The sequence below is a fragment of the Pseudomonas sp. K5002 genome (assembly GCF_013386655.1).
Classification (GTDB): domain Bacteria; phylum Pseudomonadota; class Gammaproteobacteria; order Pseudomonadales; family Pseudomonadaceae; genus Aquipseudomonas.
Genome location: NZ_JACARK010000322.1, coordinates 1 through 9,100, shown reverse-complemented (window position 1 = coordinate 9,100; position 9,100 = coordinate 1). Strand labels below are relative to the sequence as shown.

Genomic DNA, 9,100 nt, shown 5'->3' with positions numbered 1-9,100 from the left:
GATGAAGTGCGCAACCTGGCGCACCGCACCCAGGAGTCGGCGCAGCAGGTGCAGAAGATGATCGAGGAGCTGCAAGTCGGCGCCCGGGATTCGGTCAGCACCATGAGCGAAAGCCAGCGGCACAGCCAGGACAGTGTGGAAATCGCCAACCTGGCGGGCGAGCGCCTGAACAGCGTGACCCAGCGCATCGGCGAAATTGACGGGATGAACCAGTCGGTAGCCACCGCTACCGAGGAACAGACCTCGGTGGTGGAGTCAATCAACATGGACATCACCGAGATCAACACCCTCAATCAGGAAGGTGTGGAAAACCTGCAATCAACCTTGCGGGCCTGTTCCGACCTGGAACAGCAAGCGGCGCGCTTGAAACAACTGGTGGGTAGTTTCCGGATTTGATCCCGCCGGGTCAGCGGCTGCCTTGCACAGCCGCTGACGCCTTTTCTTCAGGCAATTCGGATGTGTCCTGCAATTGTTCCCACAACTCGGCGGCGCCTGGAAACTCGGTGCCGTCCTCACTGCTCAGGTCATCCGGGTCATATCGACTCAAACAACCCTCTCCCAGCGTCGCGGGGGCTTTGGAAGTCGCCTTGTCCAGTGGATCGCTCATGCTCCAGTCCTCACCCGCGCTCAAAAAAAGGGCCTGTAGCGATTTAACGCCCAGGCCCTTCATTCTTCAATCAAAACACTTCAATCAGAACACGACAGTCTTGTTGCCGTGCACCAGTACCCGGTCTTCCAGGTGATAGCGCAGGCCGCGAGCCAGCACCATCTTCTCGACGTCACGGCCAAAACGGACCATGTCTTCGATGCTGTCGCTATGGCTGACACGCACCACGTCCTGCTCGATGATGGGACCGGCGTCCAACTCTTCGGTGACGTAGTGGCACGTTGCACCGATCAGCTTCACGCCACGCAGGGATGCCTGGTGATACGGCTTGGCACCCACAAACGATGGCAGGAAGCTGTGGTGAATATTGATCACCTTGCCAGCGTATTCACTGCACAGCTCCGGCGGCAGAATCTGCATGTAGCGCGCCAGTACCACGACGTCCGCATCGTGCTGCTTGACCAGGCGCGAGACCTCGGCAAAGGCCGGCTCCTTGTCCTGCGGGTTGACCGGGACGTGGTAGTACGGAATACCATGCCACTCGACCATGCTGCGCAGGTCGTCATGGTTGGAAATCACGCAGGAGATCTCGCAGTCCAGTTCATCGCTGTGCCAGCGGTGCAGCAGGTCTGCCAGGCAGTGGGACTCACGACTGGCCATCAGGACCACGCGTTTTTTCTGTTCCGTGTCGGTGATGCGCCAGGTCATCGAGAACTCTTCAGCGATCGGCGCAAATGCCTCGCGAAATGCCTCTAGACCAAAGGGCAGCGTATCGGCACGAATTTCGTGACGCATGAAAAACCAGCCGCTGAGATTGTCCGAGTGATGGCTCGCTTCGGTGATCCAACCGTTGTGGGAAGCCAGAAAGTTACTGACCTTGGCAACGATGCCAACCCGGTCCGGGCAAGCAATCACCAGCCGAAAAGTGCGCATTAGGGGGAAACTCCAGAACTTCGCAAAGGCCGCCATTCTAGCGATTGCGCAGAAAAACTGCAGTATTCCTCAACGCTTATTCTGATCGGCTGCGTCAACCCTGCCCCTTAATAGCGTAAGGTTTTTCCCCACTATGTGTGCAAACGCGTGGACTCCGGCAGTAAGCCAAGACTTAACCAGAGTATCTTTAGGCCATCCCCCTTACTAATTAACTCAATTCCACGCTTTTGCCACAAACAACCAAAGTAAATTACATAAATGCGGCCTTAAATGTTTACTTGGGCAAACTGTCTGACTATTATTGAGCCACTATCCCCTTTCACCCAGCGCCCTGCATAAGGTAGTCCCCATGTCCCTGATCAACGAATATCGCGCCACCGAAGAAGCTATCAAAGAGCTGCAAGCCCGTTTGAAGAACCTGTCCCAAGACGACAAACTGCAAACCGAGCTGGAATTCGAAGGCAAATTGCGCACCCTGATGGGCGAATACTCCAAATCCCTGCGTGACATCATCGCGCTGCTGGATCCGGATTCGAAAGTTAAGGCTCCACGTGGCGCCGTAAAAGCTACCGGCACCAAGCGTGCACGCAAGGTTAAACAATACAAAAACCCGCACAACGGCGAAGTGATTGAAACCAAAGGTGGCAACCACAAGACTCTGAAAGAGTGGAAAGCCAAGTGGGGCGGCGACGTGGTTGAAGGCTGGGCTACCCTGCTGGGCTAAGCCTCGCCAGGACGCTGCGTGATACGCAACGCAATAAAAAACGCCAGCTTGCTGGCGTTTTTTATTGTCCGTATTTTACCGGGAAGCTGATTACAGACTCATTCGAGTCGCTAAGGCATCAACATACTCCTGCCATTCATCAAGCACCTGGCGCTGAAACGGTGTGGCACTAACAGCCAACTCAAGACACGCCTGCTTAAAACCCTCAAGGGTGTTTGGCGCGCCCCATTGAGGGTCTGACAAACGTTGCTGACAGAAAACTCTCCAGCGTTGTTGCTCTTCACTATTCAAGGTGTCTGGAAAGTTGCGTGCACGATAGCGAAATAATAATTCAGGCAAACGTTCATCATCGAAAGGCCATTGCTGGCGCGCTAGTTGCGCCGGCTCGGCGACTCTCACTTGCTCACATAAACGTCGATCACGATCCCCGATAAAACCATCGTATAGCTGCTGCTCGGGATCGGCGCTTGGCGCAAAATCTTCCTCGGCGTAAATCGCCGCCAGTTTATCGCGCCATAGTTCCTGTGCGTCGCTTAGCCGCAGGGCCCGCGCATCACACTCATCCATATCCAGCTGCAAACGCTCGCGGTCTTGCGGCCGAAGCACGCTCAACGGTGCGACCACCGGGCAACGATTGATGTGCAGCAACTTGAGCGGTACCGGCAATTCACCTTCGGCCAGTTCGTCGCGGCGGGTATATAAGCGCCGGCGCAAGGTATCGGCGTCCTCGTCCAACAGCCCTTGCGGATCGAGCCCCAGGTCGCAGACGATCAATGCATTGCGATTGCGCGGGTGCCACGCCAGCGGCAGCACCACCCCCAGGTAATGACGCTCGGCAGAAAAACGACCGGAAATATGCACCATCGGCTGCAACAACCGCACCTGGTCCATGACCCGTTGTTTGCTACGCAGTTGAAACAGCCAGTCATAGAGCTTGGGTTGCTTCTCGCGGATCAACCGGGCCAGGGCGATGGTGGCGCGCACATCGGACAAGGCGTCGTGGGCCTGGCCGTGGTCGATGCCGTTGGCGGCCGTCAACCGCTCAAGCTTGAGGGTGACGCGCCCGTCCTGTTCCGGCCAGACGATCCCGTCAGGGCGCAGGGCGTAGGCAGTGCGCACCACGTCGATCAGGTCCCAGCGGCTGTTGCCGCCCTGCCATTCCCGGGCATAGGGATCGAAGAAATTGCGGTACAAGCTGTAGCGCGTCATCTCATCGTCAAAACGCAAGGTGTTGTAGCCGGCCCCGCAAGTGCCCGGGGTGGCCAGCTCGGCGTGCACCCGGGTCATGAAGTCGGCTTCGGCCAGGCCTTTTTCCGCCAGCACGCCGGGAGTGATGCCAGTGATCGCGCACGCTGCCGGATGCGGCAGGATATCGTCGCTGGGGTGGCAGTAGAGATTGACCGGCGGCCCGACCTCGTTAAGCTCGAGGTCGGTGCGAATACCGGCTACCTGCAGCGGGCGGTCGGTACGCGGATTGATGCCGGTGGTTTCATAGTCGTACCAGAAAATGGTGGTCACGGGCTATTCCTGTGCTGAAGACCGGCAAAGTCTAGGCGCTTGCAGGCATCGGGGGCCAGCGCTGTGTTCCCTGTACAAACATTCAGTAAATCGTTGAGTGGTTGCTTCCACCGTCGACACTGCTAGCATCGGTCTTTCCAACCCCGCCGCTGCCGCTCAGGCGCCAGCGCCGCACTGCCAAGGACCGCGATGCCACCTGCGCCACTGGATACCCGCTACCAGATCGAGACCCCGGAGGGTATCGACCTGCCCCTGCGCCCGGCCGGCCTGCTGGTACGCTCACTGGCCTTTGCCTTCGACCTGGGTTTGCGCGGCCTGATTCTCGGCATCCTGTTTATCGCATTGGCCTTTCTCGGCAACCTGGGCATTGGCCTGGGTTCGCTGCTGCTGTTCCTCGTCAGTTGGTGGTACATGGTGCTTTTCGAAGTGCTCAACCAGGGCTGCTCGCCCGGCAAGCAGGTCATGGGCCTGCGGGTGGTACAGGACGACGGCACGCCCATCGGCTGGTCCGCCTCGCTGATCCGTAACCTGCTGCGTTTTGTCGACATGCTGCCCTTCGGCTATTTCCTCGGCGCCATCAGTTGCCTGCAACACCCCAACTTCAAGCGCCTGGGCGACCTGGCGGCCGGGACCCTGGTGATCTACCGCGAACAACCGCTTTCCCGCCCGCAAGTGCCCCAGGCCCCGGCGCTGCGCCTGCCGTTCGCCCTTGAGCTGAACGAACAACGGGCGATTCTCAGCTTCGCCGAACGCCAGGGCGAACTGTCGGCCGAACGGGTCAACGAACTGGCCGCTATCCTGGCCACGCCCCTGCAGGTCTCCCCTGCCCGCGCCGTGGCAGAACTCAACGGTGTGGCCCGCGGATTGTTGGGGCCAGCATGAAACAGAGTCTTTTCGAAAGCCGCCATCAGCCACAATGGCAAGCCTTTGCCGAGCAATTGACGCAATTGGAGAAAGGCAAAGCCAAAGGCGCCGACTTCGTCGACTTCCCTCATCAATACCGGCAGTTGTGCCAGCACCTGGCCCTGGCCCAGGAGCGCGGCTACAGCAGCTACCTGGTGGACCCGTTGCAGCAGCTTGCCTTGCGCGGCCATCAACAGTTGTATCGTCATCGCAGCCGGATGGGGGCAAACGTGCTGAGCTTCCTGCTGGCCGATTTCCCCAGGCTGGTTCGCGCGCAATGGCCATTTGTGCTGGCTGCCGGCCTGCTGTTCTTTGGCAGCCTGCTCGGCATTGCCTTGCTGGTGTACCTGTTTCCGGACTTGATCTACAGCATCGTCAGCCCTCGGCAGGTGGCCGAGATGCAGTCCATGTACAACCCCGATGCCAGCCGCCTGGGCCGGGCAGCCGAGCGCGCTTCCAGCGAAGACTGGATGATGTTCGGCTACTACGTGATGCACAACATCGGTATCGCCTTCCAGACCTTTGCCGCCGGGTTGCTGTTCGGCCTGGGCAGCGTATTTTTCCTGTTCTTCAATGGCCTGATCATTGGCGCCGTTGCCGGGCACCTGACGCAAATCGGCTACGGGCAAACGTTCTGGTCATTTGTCATCGGCCATGGCGCCTTCGAGCTCAGCGCAATTGCCCTGGCTGGCGCGGCTGGCCTGCAACTGGGCTGGGCGCTGATTGCACCGGGGCCCCTCACCAGAGGCGAATCCCTGCGCCTGGCCGCGCGCAAAAGTGTGCAAATGATTTGTGGTGTGATGGTGTTCCTGCTGATCGCCGCGTTTATCGAGGCGTACTGGTCGTCCACCAATGCCGTGGCGCCGTGGGTCAAGTACCTGGTCGGCACCGCCCTGTGGTTGCTGATGGCGGCCTACCTGCTGTTTGCCGGACGGAATCGCCATGCGCCTGAGTGATGCCAGCGTCGTGATCCGCCCGCGTACCTCCTGGGAGGCCATGGACCTCGGCATCCTGCTGGCCCGGGAACACCGGCTGCTGTTGATGAGCAGTTGGGCCATCGTGACCTTGCCGGTCTTCGCCCTGTTCAGCGTGCTGCTGTGGAATCACCCCACCACCGCGCTGTTGCTGTTCTGGTGGTTGAAACCGGCATTCGACCGCCTGCCACTGTATATCCTGTCCAAGGCCCTGTTCGGCGAAACACCCAGCCTGAAACAAGCGCTGCGCCAATCGCCGCGGCTGCTCAAGGGCCAACTGCTGGCCAGCCTGACCTGGCGGCGCTTCAGCCTCAGCCGTAGCTTCGAGATGCCGGTGGTCCAGCTCGAAGGGCTGCAAGGCCAGGCGCGCCAACAACGTCTCGGGGTGTTGCAGCAGCGCAACGCAGGCGCCGCGCGCTGGCTGACCCTGATCGGGGTGCACCTGGAAATCGCCCTGTGGTTCGGGTTGATGGCCGTGTTCTATTTCTTCCTGCCGCAAGAGGTCGAACGCGACTGGGATTGGCAGCAACTGGCGCTCACCGCCGGCCACGACTGGCGTTGGCTGGAGCACCTGACCAACATGTTCTACGCCTTGATCCTGGTGTTCTGGGAGCCGATCTATGTCGCCTGTGGCTTCAGCCTTTACCTGAACCGCCGCACGGTGCTGGAAGCCTGGGACCTGGAACTGGTGTTCCGCCGAATGCGCCAGCGCCTGAGCGGTGTGGCGTCGCTGCTGTTGCTGGTGGCCGGGCTGACGCTGATTCCGCCGATCCCATCGGCATGGGCTGATGAACCGGTTCCCCAAACGCCGCTGACTACACAATCGGCCAGTCACTCGATCAAGACGCTGTTGGAGCAGCCACCGTTCAAGAACCCGGAAACGCTCACTCGCTACCGCTTCGGCGAGGATAAAGCAGCCGACAAAAACAAAGCGGCAGGTGATGCCAAGCTGCCAGCCTGGCTGGAAGCATTGCTGAAAAACCTCAACAGTGATTCGTTCAAGCACATCGCCAAGTGCCTTGAAGTACTGCTCTGGGGATTGCTGGCAGGTGGCCTGGCACTGGTGATCTGGCGCTACCGCGACTGGCTGCATGCCTTTGTCAGCCGCCGCAGCCCGCGCAAACCCAAGGCTGCCAAACCCGTGCCTTCGCAGCTGTTCGGCCTTGAACTGGGGGCTGACACCTTGCCCGAAGACATCGCAGACGCCGCCGAACAGCTGTGGGCAACACAGCCCCGGGAAGCCCTCGGCCTGCTCTACCGTGGGTTGCTCAGCCGCTTGCTGCACGACTTCAACCTGCCGCTGAAAAGTGCCGACACGGAAGGTGAAGTCCTGGAACGTATCCGCCAACTGCAACAACCGCAGCTGCTGGCATTCAGCGGTGAGCTGACCCGTTACTGGCAAAACCTTGCCTATGGCCATCGCCTGCCGCCTGCCTTGGTGCAACAACAGCTATGCAGCGATTGGCGAACCCTGTTCGGTTCGGGAGCGGCGCAATGAACCGGCCGTTGCTGTGGGTCGGGCTGCTGGTCGCGGGCTTGCTGGCAGCAGGCGGTTTTTATGCCTGGCACAAGACGATTCCTTATCAGGAAGTGGTCGATCGCGGCCCTTCACCCGAAGCCCTGGCCAACCCCTACCTGGCAGCTGAACACTTTCTGCGCCGGCAGGGCCTGGTGGTGGAACATGCCAACAGCCTCGAACGGCTGGCCAGCCTTTCGCCCAAGGGCAACAGCCTGCTGTTGCTGGGCGAGCGCAGCAACATGAGCCCGCCGCAGGTCGAGCAATTGCTGCAGTGGACCCGGGCTGGCGGCCATCTGCTGCTGGTAGCCGAAGCGCTGTGGGATGAGGACACCGGTGAAAGTGGCGACCTGTTGCTGGATCGTGTGCAGATACACCAATCCTTCAGTGAAGAATTCGACGCTCCGGCACCCGCGCGTAAAAAGAAAACGCCGGACCTGACCAAACTCTATGTGGACAACGAAACAGCGCCGGCCTATTTCAGCTTCGACACCGACTTCAACCTCACCGACCCCAGGCACCTGGCACAATTCTCGGCCAACAGCGCCCGGTCGACGCACCTGATGCAGGTCAACCTCGGGCAAGGGCGTGTGACCGTGGTCACCGACAGCGACCTGTGGAAAAACCCCGGCATCGGCCTGCACGATAACGCGTGGCTGCTCTGGTACCTGAGCCAGGGCACCCAGGTCACACTGCTGTTCAACACTGATGTCGAGGACCTGTTCAGCCTGTTGTTGCGCTACTTCCCCCAGGCACTGGTGGCACTTGCCGCACTGATCGCCCTGGGCCTCTGGCACGCCAGCCTGCGCCAGGGTCCGATCCGGCAACCGGCGCCCAAGGCACGGCGGCAATTGCAGGAACACTTGAACGCCAGTGCCGACTTCCTGTTGCGCCGCAGCGGGCAAGACAGCTTGCTGCAAGCTTTGCAGCGCGACATCCAGCGCACCGCTCGGCGCCGTCATCCCGGGTTCGAACACCTCGATACAGCCGAACAATTGCGGGTGCTTGAACGCCTGACCCGCCAACCCTCCCTTGTTATCAGCCAGGCCCTTGGCCCACCTGCGACGAAACGGCTCTCCAGCGCCGATTTCAGCCGCCAGGTGGCCTGCCTGCAAAACCTCAGGAATGCCCTATGAGCGAATTTCCCGCCACTGACCCGATTCAGCGCGCCAGCCAACTGGCCCAGGCCTTGCGCGTCGAACTGCGCAAGGCGGTTATCGGTCAGGACCCGGTGATCGATGACGTGCTCACGGCGTTGATCGCGGGCGGCCATGTGTTGCTTGAAGGGGTTCCCGGCCTGGGCAAGACCTTGCTGGTACGCGCGCTGGCACGCTGTTTTGGAGGCGAGTTCGCACGCATCCAGTTCACCCCGGACCTGATGCCCAGCGACGTGACCGGCCATGCCGTATACGACCTGCATACCGAACAGTTCAAGCTGCGCAAGGGACCGTTGTTCACCAACCTGCTGTTGGCTGACGAGATCAACCGTGCCCCGGCGAAAACCCAGGCAGCGTTGCTGGAAGCCATGCAGGAACGCCAGGTAACCCTTGAAGGCGAGGCGCTGCCCATCGGCCAGCCGTTCATGGTACTGGCCACCCAGAACCCCATCGAGCAGGAAGGTACTTACCCGTTGCCCGAAGCCGAACTGGACCGTTTCATGCTCAAGGTGCGCATGGACTATCCCGAGGCACAGCAGGAACTGGACATGGTGCGCGAAGTCACCCGCTCGTCCCGAGCCGACATGCTCGACGTACAGCCGCTGCGCACGGTGCTGCAAGCCGAAGACGTGCTGCTGTTGCAACAGATTGCCAGCGAGTTGGCGCTGGATGAGCAGGTGCTCGACTACGCCGTGCGCCTGGCCCGCACTACGCGCAGTTGGCCGGGCCTGACCATCGGCGCCGGGCCCCGGGCCTCCATCGCCCTGG

General features: G+C 60.5%; 10 protein-coding genes. 7 read left to right on the top strand and 3 right to left on the bottom strand.

The features are described from left to right. On the top strand, positions 1-396 hold a 396-nt coding region (locus HX846_RS16065), incomplete at its 5' end, for a methyl-accepting chemotaxis protein (RefSeq protein WP_256739823.1). Positions 397-406: 10 nt separating this feature from the next. On the opposite strand, the gene HX846_RS16060 is transcribed toward HX846_RS16065, so the two are convergent. Further along, the gene (locus HX846_RS16060; RefSeq protein ID WP_023659227.1) at positions 407-607 is read right to left on the bottom strand and encodes a hypothetical protein; all 201 of its coding nucleotides are present in this window, start codon (positions 605-607) and stop codon (positions 407-409) included. 84 nt (positions 608-691) lie between these two features. Beyond that, complete coding sequence (gene purU / locus HX846_RS16055; protein WP_003209762.1) at positions 692-1,540, bottom strand: formyltetrahydrofolate deformylase; 849 nt, start codon at positions 1,538-1,540, stop codon at positions 692-694. Positions 1,541-1,889: 349 nt separating this feature from the next. Between purU and mvaT the strand changes: the two genes are divergently transcribed. Beyond that, positions 1,890-2,264 (top strand): histone-like nucleoid-structuring protein MvaT, encoded by a 375-nt coding sequence (gene mvaT, locus HX846_RS16050; RefSeq protein WP_003209760.1) that lies wholly within the window; start codon positions 1,890-1,892, stop codon positions 2,262-2,264. A 90-nt stretch (positions 2,265-2,354) separates the two neighbouring features. Here mvaT and sbcB read toward each other — a convergent pair whose 3' ends face one another. Next, entirely contained in the window at positions 2,355-3,782 is a 1,428-nt protein-coding gene (gene sbcB, locus HX846_RS16045) for an exodeoxyribonuclease I (protein ID WP_003214166.1), read from the bottom strand. Between the two features lie 189 nt (positions 3,783-3,971). Between sbcB and HX846_RS16040 the strand changes: the two genes are divergently transcribed. The 5 genes from HX846_RS16040 to HX846_RS16020 form a co-directional block, all read left to right on the top strand. Then, complete coding sequence (locus HX846_RS16040) at positions 3,972-4,664, top strand: RDD family protein (RefSeq protein WP_003214165.1); 693 nt, start codon at positions 3,972-3,974, stop codon at positions 4,662-4,664. Continuing rightward, positions 4,661-5,641 carry a stage II sporulation protein M gene (locus tag HX846_RS16035; protein WP_087694641.1) on the top strand — a complete coding sequence of 327 codons (981 nt, stop codon included), beginning with the start codon at positions 4,661-4,663 and terminating at the stop codon, positions 5,639-5,641. The genes HX846_RS16040 and HX846_RS16035 overlap by 4 nt, the downstream gene beginning before the upstream one ends. After that, positions 5,628-7,157: a DUF4129 domain-containing protein gene (locus HX846_RS16030; RefSeq protein ID WP_178965706.1), complete on the top strand. Its 1,530-nt coding sequence runs from the start codon at positions 5,628-5,630 to the stop codon at positions 7,155-7,157. Before HX846_RS16035 ends, HX846_RS16030 begins: the two co-directional genes overlap by 14 nt. Then, positions 7,154-8,311 carry a DUF4350 domain-containing protein gene (locus HX846_RS16025; protein ID WP_178965705.1) on the top strand — a complete coding sequence of 386 codons (1,158 nt, stop codon included), beginning with the start codon at positions 7,154-7,156 and terminating at the stop codon, positions 8,309-8,311. Before HX846_RS16030 ends, HX846_RS16025 begins: the two co-directional genes overlap by 4 nt. Continuing rightward, the coding region (locus HX846_RS16020; protein ID WP_178965704.1) for a MoxR family ATPase at positions 8,308-9,100 on the top strand (793 nt) is incomplete at its 3' end. The genes HX846_RS16025 and HX846_RS16020, both read left to right, overlap by 4 nt.